General features: G+C 64.2%; 19 protein-coding genes and 1 tRNA gene. 9 read left to right on the forward strand and 11 right to left on the reverse strand.

The window, feature by feature from the left end:
- Window positions 1-48: 48 nt before the first annotated feature.
- From ACM42_RS18965 to ACM42_RS18975, 3 genes are read right to left on the reverse strand one after another with little or no spacing between them, the layout of a single operon-like run.
- Entirely contained in the window at window positions 49-1,227 is a 1,179-nt protein-coding gene (locus ACM42_RS18965) for a saccharopine dehydrogenase family protein (RefSeq protein WP_271529372.1), read from the reverse strand.
- Window positions 1,228-1,236: 9 nt separating this feature from the next.
- Window positions 1,237-2,019, reverse strand: a complete 783-nt coding sequence (locus ACM42_RS18970; protein ID WP_271529373.1) for a DUF169 domain-containing protein — start codon at window positions 2,017-2,019, stop codon at window positions 1,237-1,239.
- A gap of 58 nt (window positions 2,020-2,077) precedes the next feature.
- Window positions 2,078-2,845, reverse strand: a complete 768-nt coding sequence (locus tag ACM42_RS18975) for a YdcF family protein (RefSeq protein WP_271529571.1) — start codon at window positions 2,843-2,845, stop codon at window positions 2,078-2,080.
- 168 nt (window positions 2,846-3,013) lie between these two features.
- On the opposite strand from ACM42_RS18975, the gene ACM42_RS18980 reads away from it, so the two are divergent.
- From ACM42_RS18980 to ACM42_RS18990, 3 genes are all read left to right on the forward strand, one after another.
- Window positions 3,014-3,955: an acetamidase/formamidase family protein gene (locus tag ACM42_RS18980; RefSeq protein WP_271529374.1), complete on the forward strand. Its 942-nt coding sequence runs from the start codon at window positions 3,014-3,016 to the stop codon at window positions 3,953-3,955.
- Between the two features lie 199 nt (window positions 3,956-4,154).
- Window positions 4,155-4,352: a hypothetical protein gene (locus tag ACM42_RS18985; protein WP_024341172.1), complete on the forward strand. Its 198-nt coding sequence runs from the start codon at window positions 4,155-4,157 to the stop codon at window positions 4,350-4,352.
- Between the two features lie 74 nt (window positions 4,353-4,426).
- A complete protein-coding gene (locus ACM42_RS18990; RefSeq protein ID WP_271529375.1) occupies window positions 4,427-4,918 on the forward strand; it encodes a GcrA family cell cycle regulator in 492 nt (163 codons plus the stop codon).
- 271 nt (window positions 4,919-5,189) lie between these two features.
- Here ACM42_RS18990 and ACM42_RS18995 read toward each other — a convergent pair whose 3' ends face one another.
- The gene (locus ACM42_RS18995; RefSeq protein WP_271529376.1) at window positions 5,190-6,704 is read right to left on the reverse strand and encodes a porin; all 1,515 of its coding nucleotides are present in this window, start codon (window positions 6,702-6,704) and stop codon (window positions 5,190-5,192) included.
- Between the two features lie 406 nt (window positions 6,705-7,110).
- Here ACM42_RS18995 and ACM42_RS19000 point away from each other — a divergent pair, with 406 nt between their 5' ends.
- A complete protein-coding gene (locus ACM42_RS19000) occupies window positions 7,111-7,617 on the forward strand; it encodes a MarR family winged helix-turn-helix transcriptional regulator (RefSeq protein ID WP_271529377.1) in 507 nt (168 codons plus the stop codon).
- Between the two features lie 27 nt (window positions 7,618-7,644).
- Here the strand turns inward: ACM42_RS19000 and ACM42_RS19005 are convergent, their stop codons facing one another.
- Complete coding sequence (locus tag ACM42_RS19005) at window positions 7,645-8,754, reverse strand: alpha/beta hydrolase family protein (RefSeq protein WP_271529378.1); 1,110 nt, start codon at window positions 8,752-8,754, stop codon at window positions 7,645-7,647.
- Window positions 8,755-9,017: 263 nt separating this feature from the next.
- Window positions 9,018-9,989, reverse strand: coding sequence for an SDR family NAD(P)-dependent oxidoreductase (locus tag ACM42_RS19010; protein ID WP_271529379.1), 972 nt, complete (start codon window positions 9,987-9,989; stop codon window positions 9,018-9,020).
- Window positions 9,990-10,412: 423 nt separating this feature from the next.
- Between ACM42_RS19010 and ACM42_RS19015 the strand changes: the two genes are divergently transcribed.
- A complete protein-coding gene (locus tag ACM42_RS19015; protein WP_028178804.1) occupies window positions 10,413-10,652 on the forward strand; it encodes a hypothetical protein in 240 nt (79 codons plus the stop codon).
- Window positions 10,653-10,780: 128 nt separating this feature from the next.
- Here ACM42_RS19015 and ACM42_RS19020 read toward each other — a convergent pair whose 3' ends face one another.
- Window positions 10,781-11,755, reverse strand: coding sequence for an alpha/beta fold hydrolase (locus tag ACM42_RS19020; protein ID WP_271529380.1), 975 nt, complete (start codon window positions 11,753-11,755; stop codon window positions 10,781-10,783).
- 185 nt (window positions 11,756-11,940) lie between these two features.
- Here ACM42_RS19020 and ACM42_RS19025 point away from each other — a divergent pair, with 185 nt between their 5' ends.
- Window positions 11,941-12,501: a TetR/AcrR family transcriptional regulator gene (locus ACM42_RS19025; protein WP_271529381.1), complete on the forward strand. Its 561-nt coding sequence runs from the start codon at window positions 11,941-11,943 to the stop codon at window positions 12,499-12,501.
- Window positions 12,502-12,540: 39 nt separating this feature from the next.
- Here ACM42_RS19025 and ACM42_RS19030 read toward each other — a convergent pair whose 3' ends face one another.
- Window positions 12,541-13,293, reverse strand: a complete 753-nt coding sequence (locus ACM42_RS19030; RefSeq protein WP_333921691.1) for a GntR family transcriptional regulator — start codon at window positions 13,291-13,293, stop codon at window positions 12,541-12,543.
- 42 nt (window positions 13,294-13,335) lie between these two features.
- On the opposite strand from ACM42_RS19030, the gene ACM42_RS19035 reads away from it, so the two are divergent.
- From ACM42_RS19035 to ACM42_RS19045, 3 genes are read left to right on the forward strand one after another with little or no spacing between them, the layout of a single operon-like run.
- A complete protein-coding gene (locus ACM42_RS19035) occupies window positions 13,336-14,808 on the forward strand; it encodes an MFS transporter (protein WP_271529382.1) in 1,473 nt (490 codons plus the stop codon).
- Entirely contained in the window at window positions 14,805-15,914 is a 1,110-nt protein-coding gene (locus tag ACM42_RS19040; protein ID WP_271529383.1) for an FAD-dependent oxidoreductase, read from the forward strand. The genes ACM42_RS19035 and ACM42_RS19040 overlap by 4 nt, the downstream gene beginning before the upstream one ends.
- Entirely contained in the window at window positions 15,911-16,438 is a 528-nt protein-coding gene (locus tag ACM42_RS19045; protein WP_271529384.1) for a hypothetical protein, read from the forward strand. The genes ACM42_RS19040 and ACM42_RS19045 overlap by 4 nt, the downstream gene beginning before the upstream one ends.
- Before the next feature lie 266 nt (window positions 16,439-16,704).
- Here the strand turns inward: ACM42_RS19045 and ACM42_RS19050 are convergent.
- From ACM42_RS19050 to ACM42_RS19060, 3 genes are all read right to left on the reverse strand, one after another.
- Window positions 16,705-16,782: transfer RNA gene (locus ACM42_RS19050), tRNA-Pro, on the reverse strand.
- A gap of 112 nt (window positions 16,783-16,894) precedes the next feature.
- On the reverse strand, window positions 16,895-17,473 hold the full coding sequence (locus ACM42_RS19055) for a MerR family transcriptional regulator (protein WP_271529385.1): 579 nt from the start codon (window positions 17,471-17,473) through the stop codon (window positions 16,895-16,897).
- A gap of 23 nt (window positions 17,474-17,496) precedes the next feature.
- Entirely contained in the window at window positions 17,497-17,841 is a 345-nt protein-coding gene (locus ACM42_RS19060) for an integration host factor subunit alpha (RefSeq protein WP_028136003.1), read from the reverse strand.
- Window positions 17,842-17,876 lie beyond the last annotated feature (35 nt).

Here is a 17,876-nt window from a genome sequence, read left to right on the forward strand (position 1 = left end):
CGCAACTGCGCACAAGGCTGGACATGACAGCATCCGTGATGCCGCCGCCTAAGCCTCCACCCTGAACACCAGCCCGGCGTGATCGACCAGCCGCCTGATCAGCTTGTGCTGCATCGCCGCGCCCGGCGTCCAGAAGCCGCCCGGAACATCCGTCGCATCACGCAGCAGGCAGATCGCGCATTCGGAGATCATCTTGGAGGTCGAGCCGTAGCCGGGATCGCGGTCGCCGGTGACGCCGGCGCGGACCTGGCGTCCGTCCGGTGCGATCGCGACGTAGAGCAGATCGAACAAGCCGTTCTCGCGCTCCTCCTTCGACGGCCCTTCGCCCGGCTTCGGCGCGTTAGGACCGGTCTTCTCGGCGTTGACCGCCATCACGCGCTTTGCGTTGGCTTCGCCCTTCTCGCCGGGACCGGTCAGGACCATCTCGTCGTAGACGAAGTCCTTGCCGTAGGGAAAGCCCATCAGCATGTTGGAGCGATGGACGTTGCGGGTGTTGATCAGCGCCATCATGAACGGCGCGGCCCAGGATTGCAGATCCTCCTCGTAGGCCGCCCGGTTGCCTTTGGGCTGCTTCGGGCCGGTGAAATCAGGCGTCAGCGCAAAATGGTCGTTGAGAATGGCGACGAGGCTGAGGTCCTTGGCGACGGCATCGAAGGTCGCCTTCGCACTCGCCGCGGTGCCGCCTGACAGCGTGCCGCGCATGTCGCGCACACGGCCCTTCACGCGCGCGGCCGGCGCACCGAACACGCGCCTGGCCTCTTCCTGCACGAAGAACGTGCCGAGCTCGAACGGCACGGAGTCGTAGCCGCAGGAGAACACGATGCGCGCGCCGCTCGCCTTGGCCGCCGCCTCGTACTTGTCGATCATCTGCCGCATCCAGACCGGCTCGCCGCAGAGATCGAAATAATCCGCGCCCGCAGCGACGCAGGCAGCTAACAGGTCCTCGCCATAGAACTGATACGGCCCCACCGTCGTGATCACCGACCTCGTCTGAGCGACCATCGCCTTCAGCGACGCCGCATCCGACGCATCCGCCACGATCAGCGGCGTGTCCGCGGCCGCACCGATCGCGTCGCGCACCGATTTCAGCTTGTCGAGGCTGCGGCCCGCCATCGCCCATTTCAGCGCCTTGTCGTCCTTGTAATGCGTTGCCAGATACTCGGCGACGAGCTGGCCGGTAAAACCGGTCGCGCCGTAGACGACGATGTCGAATTTCGCAGAGCTCATGGTCGGCCTTTACTTCTTCGCGTAACTCACGCCCATGCCGGCACGGACGTCGCTTTGAATGCCATAGGGCGGGATCGGATAGCGCAGGCCGTTCCTGGCCAGCGCCTTCATGCCTTCAACTGCCTTGGCGAGATGCGACGGCTTCAAGGCCATCAGCATCTCCTCGTCCGGCACGCCGCCATAGCGCCGTTCGGCATAGCATGGCAAGGACAGGCTGGGCTCCCCGGTCTTGAGCGCCCGCCCCCAGGAATCGGCGCAAGCGGTCTCGCCGACCACGCCCCATTCGAACTTCCTGTAGCCGGTATATTGCAGCCCGTTGATCAGGATGATCATCTGCCCTGGCGTCGCATAGACCAGGCAGATGTCGGGCGGATCGAGCCGGCCGCTCGCCAGCGGACTGACGGCGAGCGCCTGATACTGCCCGAACGGAACCACATCCAGCGCCTCCTGGCGCTTGCGCGCATCCTCTGCGGTACCGTGCCAGACGCCGACATAACTTTCGCCGGCGAGCCATTTCTCGTCCTGCGGCGCAAGGCCGATCACCGCGCGGCATTGCGCGCCGACGAGGTCGTCGGCGGTGATGCCGACGGTCCATCCGAGGCGCGCGGCCATGCTGACGATCTGATCGGTGGTGTGAATTGCGTTCGGACGGCGGATCTTCGGGATCGCCTCCATATCCGCGGCCGTTGCGAACAACTTCATGCCGATCACCGTCGTCTTCAGCCGCAGCAGGCTGTTGAGGTCGGCGACGAGGCCGGCAAGATCGATCCTGTCTACGCTCTGCTGTTGCATGGCGGTCCCTCCCGGCCGGCGATCGCGCGCCGTGTGTTGTTGTTTTGCGCCCCTCGTTCTAGTCCTTGCCCGGTCCCGGAAGCAACTCGCCGGTCCGGCCCATCAGACGGTAGACCACGAGGCCGATCCACTCGCGTACGGCCACATCAGTTCGGCGGAGCCCATCCGCGCCGATATTGGTGAAGGAAAAAAGATCGTCTCGTCCCCCCATCCGCCAGTCCACGGGATAGGCCTCGACGTCAAATCCGGCCTCGCGGAAGATCCCCATCGAGCGCGGCATGTGGAAGGCCGACGTCACCAGGAGCCAGCGCTCGCCCGGCTTTGGAGCCACCAGTTGCTTTGTGAAGATCGCGTTCTCCCAGGTGTTGCGGGAATTGCGCTCGAGGATCAGGCGCTGCTTCGGTATGCCGAGATTCTCCAGGATCGGTGCGGAGTAGTCGGCCTCCCTCGCCTCGGTCGAAACCAGGTTCGCTGAGCCTCCGGTGAAGACGATGCGCGCGTTCGGATAGCGCCGCGCGAGCTCGGCCGGCGCGAACAGACGATCGGCCGCGTGCGCGACGACGGGCGTATGGTGCGCCGCCGAAAGATCGGTGTCGACGGAGCCGCCGAGCACGATGATGCCGTCGGGCGCGCCGCGCGAGGGATCCCACGCCGGAAAGCGCGACTCCAGCGGATAGATCAGGAGATTGCCGAGCGGCGAGAACGCAGCGAGTCCCAGCACCACCAGCGTGATCACCGCGAGCCTGCGGCCGAGCGCGGCAAAGCGCGTCGCCATCAGCACGACAGACAGGATGCCGAGCTCGACCAGGAGATTGATCGGCAGCAGCGCGACGCCGAGGGTCTTGGAAAGAACAAAAAACAGGGGAGCCTCGCTGAAATCATCGTGCATGTCTGTGCAGGGCTTGACCGGCCCCACCATCTTCAGAAATCTTCTTGAAAGAGGATCGATCGTTGGGTCAAGCCCGCGGCCGACGAAACCAACCGGACGCGGCAAATGACCCATCATCACCTGCATTCCAGCCCCGAAACCTGCCATTGGGGCTTCTTCGAAGCCGCGCTTCAGCCCGTCCTCACCATCGCCAGCGGCGACGAGGTGACGATCGACACCATCAGCGGCGGCCCAGACATGCTGCCAGACCGGGACAAATTTCACATTCCACCCGAGATGCACGAGGTTCATGCGAAGAACGAGCGCATGCTGCCCGGCCACATCCTCACTGGCCCGGTCGCGGTCGAAGGGGCCGAGCCCGGCGACGTGCTGGCGGTCGAGATCCTCGACGTCCAGCTCCGGCAGGACTGGGGCTGGAACATGATCAAGCCGCTGTCCGGTACCCTGCCCGACGATTTCCACGAGACGCGCATCCTGAACATCCCGCTCGACCGGTCGCGGATGACCGGCCGCATGCCGTGGGGCCTCGACCTGCCTCTCAAGCCGTTCTTCGGCGTGATGGGCGTTTCGCCGCCGCCGGCCTGGGGCCGCATCTCCTCGCTGATCCCGCGCGCGATGGGCGGCAATCTCGACAACAAGGAGCTCGGCGCCGGCGCGACGCTGTATCTGCCGGTGTTCGTTCCGGGCGCGATGTTCTCCTGCGGTGACGGCCATGGCGTGCAGGGCGACGGCGAAGTCTGCGTCACTGCGATCGAGACCGCGCTCCAGGGCCGCTTCCGCCTGACGCTGCGCAAGGACCTCAGGCTCGACTACCCCCGCGCCGAGACGGCGACGCACTACATGACCATGGCCATGGACCCCGATCTCGACCAGTGCGTGGTGCGCGCGCTGCGCGACATGATCGCACTGCTCGGCGAGACGCGAAATCTGTCGCGCGAGGACGCCTACACGCTGTGCAGCCTGGCCGCCGATCTCAGGGTGACCCAAACCGTCAACGGCGCCAAGGGCATCCATTGCATGATCGAAAAGGCGATCGTGCACGGCTGAGCCCGCCGGGCCCTTCCCCGACCTGCCGACACAAGCCGCCGCCCGGTCTTCCCTGCGGGACGCCGCGGCGTGTTCGATTCCCAAGCGATTCCAACAAGGTGAGCGGCTGCCCCGGCGCTGATTTGACTTCCACCCCCGAACCTAAATAGAGTCTTAATCGTTACTTTTATGTACCCGAGTAAGAGGCTAGCGTTCGGCCATGGCCACCGAAAAAGCCGAGACTGACCGCATTCCCGTTACCTTGGCGCTCTCGACCATCGCCTATCTGGAGAAGCTGGTGAGACAGGGCACCCACGGCACCAGCGTTCCCGGCGTCGCACGGACATTGATCGAGGAAGGCATCCGTCTCGCCATCAAGGACGGGCTTTTGTCGATCCGCGACAATGGCAGGACGTGAGCGCGCGCCCGACGTGAGGCGGACGGATCTCGAGAGGGCGGATGGCCGACATCTGCAACCTGGGATCGTTACACATGCCTGCTCTCTCACCGACCTCTTCACCGACCTGGACCGACGAACGCATTGAACTGTTGAAGCGGCACTTCGAGGCCGGCCTCTCCTGCCGCGAGATCGCCGCCGACATCGGCGTCAGCCGCAACGCCGTGATCGGCAAGCTGTCCCGGCTGAATCTGACGCGCGGCCGGGCGGTCGACGACCGCAAGGACCAGGACAGAGGCTTTGCGCCGGCGCGCACGCGGAGGGCCGTGCCGCGGCTGCAATATGAGATGCTCGCCACGATCTATGGCGAGAGCGACGGTCCCGCGGTCGCCGGCCCCATCGACGAGGCCAATCGCTGCTCTCTGCTGGAACTATCCGAGAACCGCTGCCGATGGCCGATCTCGACCCCGGGCGAAGACGATTTCTGCTTCTGCGGCAACACGGCTCCCGACGGCCAGCCCTATTGCGCCGGTCACAGCCGCCTCGCCTACCGGCCGAACGCGCGCGCTCGCGTGATGCGCGGCTGATGCCGCGCCGTGCTCCGAAAAACGAAAAACCTCCGGCGGGGCATCACCGGAGGTTTCTGGAGGCTTAGCGTGAAGCTAAGAGCCGCAACTTTCGTATTTGGCTGGCGGGTATATAGCTTAGTAACTCAGGTAAGTAAATAAGTTTGAGGCGATCGAATCGCATGGCTCGTCTTCGTCGCCTGCAAAGGCCACCGATTTTCCAAATTCTCTTCCTTGCGAAAAAGCCCCGGCGGTTTCCCGCCGGGGCTTCGTCAAGTCCGAAACCTCGAGCTTACCAGTTGCGCTGGGCGCGCAGCAGGAGACTGTAGGTGTCCTGGTCCTTCAGCTCGTAGGTCGCAGCCGGCTTGGCGACGTTCGTCAGCGCTCCGGTCGTGATCACGCCCGAATACTTCTGGTCGAGATGGCTGTAGGTGAAGTCGGCCGAGAAGGTCAGGTTCTTCACCGGCGTCCAGCGGGTGATGACGCCCACCTGGCCGATGTTGAAGTCCGGATTGCAGGTGCCGGTCAGGGTCGCGAACGCGGCGCTGCCGCAGATCAGGCCCTTCGCCGCGCTGTTGTAGTTAACCGCAGCCCACGCGCCGTACAGCGCCGTATTCCAGTACGGGCTCCAGTTGTGGGTGTAGGCACCACGGAAACCGTAGGTCTTGGTCAGCTCGAGCTGGCCGCCCGGGCCGAACACCGCGTCAGAGACGCCGGCGAAGCCGATGCTCTGGTAGGCGGCGTTCGAGCTGCCGAACATCGAGTAGCTGGTCGCGGCCAGCTCCTGGAAGTTGTAGCGGCTCGCGCCTTCGGTGTAGACGCCCGAGACGTTGATCACGTCGCCGGCGCCGGTCGGAATGTTCTTGATCGAGAGAGCGAGCTGAACCGCCCAGCCCCACTTGTCTTCGGGATGACCGGTGACTTCGGTCGCACCGTAATAGCCGGCATGGTTGTCGTGCGCAGCGACCGACGCCTGGAACAGGCCCCAGGCCTGGTCGACACGGACCGCGCCGACGATGTCGGGGGCCCGGGTGCCGCCGAAATTGCTCGAGCCGTAGGCGCCGCCGAGAACGCCCGAGGTCGTCATGCCCGCGGTATTCCAGAGGTTGGTCTGGAAGATCTGCGTCTGATCCTGCGCCGAGATCGTCGCCGTCACGCCCTGGCCGAAATCGGCCGTGTAGCTGATCTGGGGGACGCCGTTGGTGGTGCCGCTGCCGCCGACGAGCTGGTCGAAGTTGTTGCCGGGATAGTTGATCCAGGGAGCGTCGAACTGCGACACAGACTTGCCCAGGGTGAAGCCGGCGAACTGGATGAAGGCGTAGTAGACGCCCAGCGAGCCGCCCGAGATGCCGCCGTCAGACGCATTGGCGACGGGGGCTGCCCCGGAGTAGGTGGTCGCGCCCGTGCCAGAGCCGGTGCCGACATAGCTGCCGGTCGTCCAGGTGAAGACCGCGTCGAAATAGGTGCGGACGACGCCGTACTCGGTCGCGGTGCGCGTGTCGATGTTGAGATCCTCACGAGCGCGCATCGAGTAGTAATTGGTGAGGCGGTTGTTGGCCGCGAACACGCCGTTGTACTGGGCACTGTAGTTGCCGCCGGCGTTCAGCGCCACTTCGGCACGCAGGTAGCCGCCCAGCTTGATGCAGGTGTCGCTGCCCGGGATGTAGTAGAAGCCGGCGCCGTACAGCGTGCAGATCTTGACGTACTCGACCGCCTTGGCCTTGACCGGAAGATCGGCCGCCTGGGCTCCACCGACGGCGATCAGACCCGCCGTAGTGCCGAGCAAAAGGCTCTTCACCACTTTCATTTAAAACCTCCAAGTTGCTCATTTTGCGGAGACCGGACCGTGAGGCCCCCCAGATCCCCGTCTCTCTCAAATCCGCTCGGCCGCTTTGCGCTTTCGGACACACCCGCTTTCGAGGCGAGGGACGTGAGCGAACCACCTGCAACGGGACGATCGAGTACCCCCCACCGTCGCGGCCAATATGCCTGCGCTGTTCCGCTAATCAAAATAGTTTATTAGATAATGTTACTGGTTTCGCTAAACCTGTGCCCCGGGCGCAACACCCGGGCCAGGCGAATCTGCTGAGCCGGTCATCTTTGTGGTTTTGGTGACAAAATTACCCTGCTCTGCACTTGCGTCAGAGCAGGCTTGCGTGGACTATGACGTTCCACGAACACCGACCTGAACAATCGGTTCACGGAGTGACGCTGTGTCCGCGACGAGGAAAGAGGGAGCGCGCCTGCGCACCATCGGCAATCTCGATATCATCAGGCGCTTCACCTGGGAGATATCGTCGATCAACCTGTATCTTGAGGAGCTGCGTCAGTTCTGGGCGAGGACGCTAGGCATCAGCGGGCCGCAATGGCTGATCCTGATGGCCATCTCCGACCTCGACAAGGACGACGGCATCCCGGTCAACGTTGTGTCCAAGCTCCTCCACGTCGATCCGTCCTTCGTCACCACCCAGTCCAAGCTGCTCGAAAAGAAGGGCCTGTTGCGCCGCCGCCCCTCGCCGACCGACGCCAGGGTCGTCCGGCTGTCCCTGACCGACAAGACGCAGAAGCACCTGGCGAGCCTCAATGAGCAGTACAAGACCATCAGGGAATTCGTCTTCCAGGAATTCGACGAGGCCGAGCTCACCGAATTCACCACCAAGCTCGCGACGCTGAAGACCCGTCTCGAAAAGGCCTGCGTCCGTCTGAGCCTGGACTTCTGACGCCCGGCCTGATCCGGGCCACCGCCGCTAGATGCGCCCGGCGGCACCGAGCCGTGATTCGAGCCAGTCGAAGATGTATTCGTTGGCAAGGCTGGGATTGTCCGCATGGCCCTGTGCCGCGCCGGTCTCAGCCGCAGTGAACACCTTCAGCATGACGTCCGAACCGCCGAGCCTGGAGTTCCGGACGATCTGACGCGCCCGATCGGCCTTGAGCCAACCGTCCTCGCCGAGCGTGATCAGCACCGGGCACTCGGCGCTGGAGGCCATGAGCGGCGCATGCGGCACGGGGACGATGCTGACGTCGCTCATCGCGAATCGGCTGGCAAAAAAGGCCCGCTCGTGCAGGTCCCACAGGCCGCCGTCGCAGACGGCGGCGGCAAGCCGCGGCTCCTGCAACACCGCGCGCGAGACGAAGGACGAGCCCCAGCCATCGGCGATGATCCCGACGCGAGCGAAGTCGACGTCACCGCGCGTCTCCAGATAGTCCATGACGCCAGGGATCGCGCTCTCGAGATCCCGGCGCCGCAACAGCGCGTCGAGAAAATCGTCGCGCTCGTCGCCGAACAGGTCGATGGCGAGCATCGAGAAGCCGCGCTCGCGCGCATGCGGCACGAGCTTGATCAGGAACTCTTCCTTGCGGTGACCGGGCTCGCCGATGCAGATCACGGTCGGAGCCCGCCCGCCGGCTGACGGCGCAGGAAGGAAGTAGCCCTGCAGCGAATGCCCGTCGAGCCAGGGTATCGTCACGACCTCGCCGGCCGGGCTGCGCGCGGCGAGGTAGCGGCGGGCGCAGTCCTGCATCGCCAGCACCGCGACCCAGCGGCGCTCATCCGCCGGATCGAGCGGCATCGCCGCGGCACCATAGTAGTTCATCGCGCGCAGCCAATTGCGTTGCGCGCTCGCCATGTGGCCCTCCGCGAACGCGGCCTCGGCGCGCTGCCGATTGGTTTGCGCCAGCTTCTTCCACTCGCGATGCCAGGACCGGTCGTCGCCCCGCTTCAGCTGTCGCGCGATCATGAGGCATTCCGCGATCGTGGCGCCGCCCTCCTGGGCCGCAGTGAGCAGCCGCGTGAACTCAGCGGAAATGTCCTCTCGTTCCGGGCAAAAGGTCCAGTCGTCGGAGAGGCACGGTATCATCGGGAGCTACGCTCGATCGTCGCGTTACTCCCAATGACTAAACGATTTCAGTCCGCCAACCAAGCGGCCGTGCGCCCGATGAGAGGCGTTTCAGATCACCATCGCTTGAACATCGTCATGTCGCATGCGTGACATTCCGACAGGTCATGGAGCGGGCGAACATCGGCAAGCGAACATTGGCAAGAGGTGGCACGCAAAATTGCATGCGCATCTCTTGCCATGACGATCATCATACCCATATTCGCGGCCGCCCGGAGACCGCCTCAACCAAGCCGCCAGCCGACCTCCTGCGTGAAACTTTCGTAGAAGGCACGGTCGTAGGCCTGCTCAGGCGTGGCGCGCACGCGCTCGTCGAGGCGTTTTGCGTCCTCGCCGACGAGGATGCGCCAGCGCTCCGCCTTGACGCCGTCGAGGATGATCTTCGCCGCCTGCGCAGCCGTCGTCGGCGCATCCTCCAGAAAGCTGCGGGCGCGCTCGGCGAACACCGCCTGGATGTCCTCGTCCGACATCTTGTCCGCATCCGGCGCGCCGGCCGCCACCATGCGCTTGCGGGTCAACGCCACCTCGTCGGTGTTGAGCCGTTCCGAGCCGTCCGCGCTCTGCACCTTGCGCGAATTGGAGACGATCGAGGTGCCGATGTGACCGGGCATCACGACCGAGCATTTGACGTGCGGCGCGTGCAGGCGGAGATCGTTGATCAGCGCTTCGGTAAATCCCTTCACGGCGAACTTGGCCGAGCTGTAGGCTGTGTGCGCCTGGTTCATGCCGATCGAGGCCCAGAAGCCGTTGACGCTCGCCGTGTTGACGATGTGGGCCTCGTCCGCCGCCACCAGCATCGGCAGGAAGGTGCGCACGCCGAGATAGACCCCGCCCCAGCAGATGTTGAAGGTGCGCTCCCACTGCTCGCGCGTGTTGGTGAACAGGCTGCCGCCGCCGCCGATGCCGGCATTGTTGAACAGCAGATGGATCTTGTCCGTCTGCTGCTGCTCGGCGAGCTCGTCGCGAAAACGCTTCAGATGATCCTCGATCGCGACGTCGGCGACATGCGTCGTGACGCGCAGGCCCTGCGGCAGCTTCTCGGTCTCGCAGAGCCGCTTGGTCTCGGCCATCGCGGCCTCCGAGACGTCGCACATCGCGACATTGCAGCCCTCGGCGACGAGCTGCCGCGCGAGCTCGCGCCCCATTCCCGTGCCGCCGCCGGTGATGACCGCGATCTTTCCAGCAAAATCCTTCATGGGACTTCGGTCCCTCCCCTTGTCGGTATGTTTCTTCGTCACAGCGCCGCTCACCGGGGCGCGCGCAAAACTGTAGCAGCGCCGCATCCGCAGGTAAAAGCGCCGCGCGGCCGTGTTCGAGATCAGTTATTTCGGCGGACGGATTATTCCGTCCCGTCGCTTCGACGCGCGGCCGGCTCAATAGGCCCGGGCACGCCCCGTGAAGCCGCGGCGCGGCGCTGGTCCCACATGTCGGGGATGACTGCCCGCTTCCCGTATTTGTCCGGCTTCGGGTTAAGGGCAGATTTTTTACAATCCGAATCGACAGACGAGGGTGGACGTTGGGTTGAGTCGGCCGGGCCAGCATGTCGTTTGCGTGCAACAGGCTCTGGCACTCCGCTTGCATCCTCCTCGTGGTCAGAAACAACCGATGAGGTGACAGGAATGTTCGTGACCGTCGTTGCCGTACTTTGCCGGCTTGGCGCAGCCAGCTCAGGCAGTTGCGTCGAGGAGATCGTGACCGACAGCAACATGACGCCCGAGATTTCGATGATGCAGTGCGCGGTCGGCGCACAGGCGCCGCTCGCGAAATGGATGGGCGAGCATCCGATCTATCACGCCAACTGGCGCCTCGAGCGCTACAAATGCGTGCCGGGCCACTACGAGATCAAGGGCCACGCCTGACGGCCCCGCAAAACTACTGATCCAAGACTACCAATACGAGGAAACGCCCGGGGGCGCCTTTTCCCTGTGCGGCTTGCAGCGCCAGCCCCATTGCGGCCGCGCTCTGTGACAACGGTCACACCTTTCCTTCAAGCCACCGCACGCCAGATGATCGCACGCGCCCGCCGCCCTTCCGGTGTCGGCATCAGCGCGAAGTTGTGCGGCTGCTCGCGCAAAAGATGCAGCTCGACCGGCACACCCACCGCCCTCGCCTTTTCGGCGAGATCGACGCTGTCGGGATAGAGAAGATCGCGCGTCCCCGCGAAGATCGTCATCGGCGCGAGGGCGCGGAAGGCGCCGTTGAGCGGGCTAACGAAGGGATGGCCGATATCGAGTTCGCCGGCATAGAGGCGTCCCGCCTCGACGATCCCCGGAATGTCCTGGATCGGATCGCGTGCGGCGATCGCCACCTGCTCTGGACGGCTGACCGAGGCATCAGCCGCCGGCGAGATCAGCACCATCCGGCTCGGCTGCGGATGGCCGTGATCGCGCAGCCACTGACACGCAGCGAGCGCGAGCCCCGCACCGGCCGAATTGCCGACCACCGTGACCTTCGCAGTGCCGGCGTCCTCCAGCAGCATCCTGAGCAGTTCGGCCGTCGCCGGCACGACGTCCTTCGCGGTCGCGCGCGGCGCCAGCGGATAGACCGGCACGACGCAACACACGCGCGCCTGGCGCGTCATCTGGCCAATGAAGCGCCAATGCGCCGGCACGATCTCGTTGATGTAACCGCCGCCATGCAGGAACATGACATAGTTGCAGCCTTCATGGCCCGACGACGGCGCGGTGTAGTACACCGGCCATCCGCCCATCTTGGTCAGCGTCGCCTCGACATCGCGGCCGAGCCCCGTCGGCTCGAACGAGGCCGGCTGCAAGGCGAGCTTCTGCACATGCTCCTGCACCGCCTCGGCTGAGGCCAACCGCTCCTTGTACGGAAGCAGCCCGAGCAGCAGGTTGAAGGCGCGGCTCTGCAGGCTCGGCGCGGGATCGCGCGAGGCTCGCGCACCGAACACGCAGCCGCCCGGGCAGAACTGCAAGGCCGACACGATCCTGGCAACGCTCATCGCCACATCCCCATCTCGCTCTTTTCGATACGGCGACAAAGAGGCTTGCCGACCCGCCGCCACTTGCCGATATAATGTGAGCATTCACTCGCTTTTCCTACTCGCATTCAGATCACAAAGCCGTGGCCCGCAAACCGCCCACAACACCCCGAAAAAATGCCTCGCAGGAGCGATCCCGCGCCACGGTGGACGCGCTGGTCGAGGCAACTGCTCGCATTCTGGTCAAGGAAGGCTTCGAGAAGGCCAGCACCAACCACATCGCCGAGATCGCCGGCGTCAGCGTCGGCTCGCTATATCAATACTTTCCGAGCAAAGAGGCGCTCGTCGCCGCAGTGATCGACCGTCACAACGAGGAGATCATGGCCATCGTCCGCACGGCGCTCACCGAAATCGCCGACACGCCGATCGACAAGGCCGTGCGACAACTCGTCACCGTCGCCATCGACGCCCACCGCATCAACCCGAAACTGCACCGTGTGCTCGCCGAGCAGATCCCCCGCACTGGCCAGCTCAAGGATGTCGAAGCATTCAACCGCGAGATCCACACCTTGGTGCGCGCCTATCTCGAAAGCCGGCGCAAGGAGATGCGCAAGCTGGACCTCGATGTCGCAACCTTCATCTGCGTCAGCGCGATCGAGTCGGTCGCGCACAACACGGTGCTGAACGACGCCGGGACGCTGTCGGAGAAGATGGTGCGGACGCTGGTGGACGAGATGACGCGGATGGTGGTGGGGTATTTGAGGTAAGCCTCGTGGCCGAGGGGCTGCCATCCGCCGGGCACACCATCATTGCTTCAACATCGTGAACGGATGATCGAGTGCGATATCGAGCGAACTGCTCACCCCTCTCGTGAGGACATCCTGAATGCGTTGCCGGCCAAGATCGGCGTGAGAACGTCCCAGGGCATCCGCCTTGTCGGCATCCCGGTCCCTGATGGCCGCGACCATGGCGATGTGCTCGGTCAGGATCGTATTCATGTGCTTCTGATACGCGGCTTTCGAAACGAAATGCTCGACGTTGTAGGCGAGATAGGAAATCCGCAGCCCGAGGGTGAGCAGATGAAGATAGTTGCGTTCGATGAGCTTGTTGCCACAAGCAGCAGCGATCAGCGCGTGAAACCGCCAATTGCTCTCGTTCATGTCATCCGCTCGCCCCGCCGCCTCCAGGCGTTCGAACGCAATCCGCTCCGCTTCTATCTCGGCAAGCTGTGCATCGGTTCGGCGTAGCGCCGCCCATCTGTTGACGACGCGCTGCGCGATATCGAGTGCCTCGAGCATTTCCCGGACATCGTCCCAATTGAGACTTGCAACGCTGGCGCCGCGGTTCGGCAGCAGCACCACCAGCGATTCCGAAGCGAGCCTGACGAGCGCTTCGTGCACGGGTGTTCGCGAGAGCCCCAGCCTTGCGGCGAGAGCAGCCTCGTCGAGCGGGGTCCCGGGCCGCAGGGTGAGCGAAACGATCTCGCGCCGGAGCGCAGTGTAGGCGAATTCGACGCCCTTCCCTTTGCCCGGCGGCGGCGGTGGTCTGCTGGCCATCATGAAATATCTTGCCTTGCTTTATTCATCGTGCATAAACTGTGCATGCACGGCCAAACCTTGTCACGGGGGCCGCGCAATGCGGGGGCGTCTGCCGGGGCGTTTTCGCGCAAGCAAAGGATCTCGTCCATGAGCATCACCGCCCAAGGGCTCGTTGCCCGAATCGACCGGCTACCTCCCTCTCGCTTTCACATTCAAGTCCTTATCATTGCTGGGCTCTCACTGTTCTTCGATACGCTGGACACGGCTGTCACCGGCTTTGCCTTCGCAGCTTTTCGGACCGAGTGGAACCTCGGCCCGCTCGCTCTCGGCGTCACGTCGGCGATCGGACTGAGCGGCTATCTCCTCGGATCCGTTCTCGTCGGCTTCGTCGCCGACCGGTTCGGGCGCAAGGCCGTCATGACCTGGAGCCTCGCCCTCTACTCCCTGTTCTCGGCCTCCCGCGCGCTCGCCGGCGGCATCGAAGTTTTCTGCCTGCTGAACTTCTTCACATGGGTCTTCGTGGGAATGGAGAGCTGCGTGGTGCCACCTTATCTGGCGGAGCTGTGGCCCTCGCGGCTTCGCGGCCGCTTCAACGGCTGGATGATGGCCTTCTTCGCGGTCGGCATCGCCCTGTCCCCCGTTTGGGCCCTCCTGCTAATCCCGACAGTCGGCTGGCGCTGGACGCTCGCGCTCACCTTCCCGTTTGCACTCCTGATCGGCCTGATGCGGATCTACCTTCCGGAGAGCCCGCGATGGCTCGTGAGCCAGGGCCGCGCCGAGGAAGCTGAACAGATTGTCGCGTCAATCGAAGCGCAGGTGGCCCGGTCAAACGGCGGAACTCTTCCACCGATCGTTCCGATTCCGGCACCCGTCACCCGTCCAGTCAGCAGGCGCGAGATTGTCGCTCCCGCCATCCTGCCGGTCACCATCATGCTGTGGCTCGTGTGGTTCACCGAGTACGGAGTTCTCTACACCTTCCAATCCGTGCTTCCGACATTGCTCGCCATGGATGGTTTTTCCATCGTGCGATCGACCGAATTCACTGTGGTGATTTTTTCCGGCTTCATCCCCGGCTATATCGGCGCGGGCTACTTCCTCGATCTCGTCGGCCGAAAATTCTGGCTGATGATCTGCTTCGCCGGGATCGGGATCTCCAGCACGCTGTTTGGCCTTGCGAATACCCCCATCACGATCATGGCCTGTGCATGGTTTACCGCCTTCTTCCTCGGTAACGGTTCGACCTGCATCTACACCTACACGCCCGAACTCTATCCGACCGAGATCCGGACGACGGCGATGGGAATGGCCTCGGCCTGGGGCCGGGTCGGCGGCATCCTCCTGCTGCTGGCGTTCGGGATCTTCGCCGTGCTGCACGGGCGGCTCGCACTCTTCCTGGTGAGTGATGGCCTGCTGATCGTGAGCATCATCGTGGTGGCGCTGGTCGGCCCCAACACGAAGGGCAAAACGCTTGAGGCAACGTCGTCGGCGCGCGACGTTGCAGCATCGGCAAACGCCGTTGAGGCACCGGCCGAATGACGCGGACAGCAGTGATTGCCGGGGCCGGCTATGCCGGCCTCGCCGCGGCGGCCGTACTTGCGCGCGCGGGATGGCGTGTGACCGTGCATGAGGCCGATCCCCAGCCAAGAAGCGTCGGAGCCGGCCTCTATGTTCACGGCTTCGTCCATGACGCCCTTCGCAAGACCGGTGCCTACGACGATTTCACGACTGGGGCTTTTAAACCTGCCGCGCATTGCGTCTACATCGACGGCGCACGGCAATCGAATGCCTCCACAAACGGAAACATCGTCACCACGACTCGGGCGCTCCTTCATATTGCGCTGATCAATGCGGCAAAGCGCGCCGGCGTTAGCATCGTCGGCGGATCGCAGGCCGTTGCGGCTGAGCCGTCTGGCGTCCTGATCCTCGCAGACGGCACGCGGCTCGAAGCCGATCTGGTCGTCGCCGCCGATGGCGTGAGGTCGACCATCGCGAAAGCGCTGGACATTCCGATCACGCGCGTCGCGCACCAGGACGGCATCACGCGCATCCTTCTCGATCGCGACGGACTGCGCGACGACAAATGGAACGACATTCACGACTACTATGATTACCGCGGGCGTCCGTTGCGGGTGCTCTACACGCCGTGCGGCCCGGACGCTTTCTATTTCTGCCTGATGGCGCCCGTTACCGATCTCGAGGCGACCTCCGTTCCGATTGCCGGCGCGCTTTGGATCGCGCGATTTCCTGATCTCGCGCCGACATTGCGGCGGGTTGGCAACGCGGGCCGGCACGACCGCTACGCGACGACAACGCTGTCGACCTGGTCGAAGGGACGCGCAGCGATCGTCGGCGATGCGGCACATGCGATGCCATCGAGCCTGGGGCAAGGCGCCGGCGTCAGCATCGTCAACGCCGTCGCGCTCGCGGAAACCGTTGCGCACGCCGACGACATCGATGCCGCGCTTGGCACCTGGGAGGCCGCAACGCGCCCGATGGTCGAGGGGTGGCAGCGCCGGGTCGAGGACGTCGCAAGCCAACGCAGCCTCAGTCGCTCCGTTCGCCCGTCCGAGCAGCGGCTCGTCGAACTCTCGTCCGAGGATTCAGATCGCAAGCACGCAAGGCAAGAAGGGACCAACGCATGACGCTCGTTCCAAGCGCATCCTGGTACACTGACATCATCGCCGCTGTGGACCAGCAGCAGGCCGGTATCAAGGATCATCTCGGTCGCCCCTGGGCGCAGCATTTCGAGCGCGTGGCGCTCCGCCTGATCTTCCGCAAACCGGACGCGACCCGCGCCCATATCGAAGCTGCTCTCTTGCACGATGCGATGATGGAGCGCGGCGGCGGACGCGAGATGCTCGACTCTCTTGGGGTCAGCCGGGAAGCCCGCGAGATCATCGAGATCCAGACCCCGCCGCCGAATGCAGACTACTATCGTCGTTTCCAGGACGTGGGGCCCGCCGAATGCGCGATCTATCTCGATTACATCCGCAAGCTCTGCGCTTCCGGCAATCAGGCCGCGATCCAGATGAAGCTCGCCGACATCACCGATACCATCGAGGCCTGCCGCACCGGGCGAACCCCGCTGCTGATCGACCAGTTCGTCAATCGCTACGAGCCGAGCCGGAAGCTGCTTGAGCAGGCCTTGGGGGCGGATCTGGGTTAACGGGTGACGCCGCGGGTGGTCACCGTGCGCGGTGGCTGCCGGAAGAACAGGCACCTATTCTTCTAGGAAGTCGACTGTCCGACGCGTCAAATCGATTCGGAAAAACATCATTCCGCCAATAGCTTCGCTACTGTGCATGGGGTTGTTTTCGGCGTCTTAGTATAACTACCGAACCAGCCTTTCGCCGCTGGCCGCCGCGCATGCAACGCTGGCGCGAACAGGCCCACGCCAACAGTCAATCCACCCGAAAGATGAGTTGAAGAAAATGGTCGGAGCGAGAGGATTTGAACCTCCGACCCCTAGTCTCCCAGACTAGTGCGCTAACCGGGCTGCGCCACGCTCCGAACGTCGTTCCATTAGCTAGGATCGCCGCTTTGCGCAAGGCGAGGCCGCAGCATTTTGGTGTATCCGCCCAAAGCGTGCGGAACTGCCCGCCAAGCCGGTGGGCCACCGCCCCTACCCGTCCTTCAGCGCCTGCTCGAGCATCTCCTTAGCTGCGACGAGGTCGGCGAGCGCCCGACCCAGGCGCTCCCGGTCCAGCGCGCTGGGGCCGGCGGGCGCAGCAGTGGCGCCGCCCTTGCGGAAGGTGGTGAGGATCTCCTCGTCGTCGATCTCGCTGAAGCGGAAGTCGATGCCTTCCTCTTCGTTGCCCTGGTAATCGTCATCGTCGGTGTCGGTGACGCCCTTGATGAGCGCCTCGTCCTCGGGCTCGATCAGGCTCGCGCCGATGGCGTCCTCGATGGCCCCGAACGAGACCGCGGCCGCGCTGTCGGCGAGGCCCTGCACCGATTTGACGCCGTGCTCTTTCAGGATCCGCTGCACCCCGCGAATGGTGTAGCCCTCGCCGTAGAGCAGCCGGCGGATGCCCTTGAGCAGGTCGACGTCGTCGGGGCGGTAATAGCGGCGGCCACCGCTGCGCTTCATCGGCTTGATCTGGGAGAACCGGGTCTCCCAGAACCGCAGCACGTGCTGCGGGATGTCGAGTTCCTGCGCTACTTCGCTGATGGTTCGGAACGCATCCGGCGCCTTGTCCAAATGCCAAATCCTTTGCGAAAGGGTTACGCCTCTTGTTGAGCCTTGCTGGTGGCGTCGCCATTGGCGCGGTGCTGGCCGTTGATCCGCTGCTTCAGGATCGCCGACGGCTTGAACACCATGACCCGGCGCGGCGAGATCGGCACCTCGGTACCGGTCTTCGGGTTACGGCCGATGCGCTGGCCCTTCTTGCGGACCATGAAGGACCCGAAGGAGGACAATTTCACCGTCTCCCCCTTTTCGAGGCAATCGGTGATCTCCTTCAGCACGAGTTCCACGAAAGCGGACGATTCCGTGCGCGACAGCCCGACCTTCTGGTAGACGGCTTCGCACAGATCAACTCGCGTTACGGTTTTACTTTGATCGGTCATCGCCCTGCCCCACATCACGGCGAACAATTGTTGTC

It is taken from the genome of Bradyrhizobium sp. CCBAU 25338 (assembly GCF_028128965.1).
GTDB classification, from domain to species: domain Bacteria; phylum Pseudomonadota; class Alphaproteobacteria; order Rhizobiales; family Xanthobacteraceae; genus Bradyrhizobium; species Bradyrhizobium liaoningense.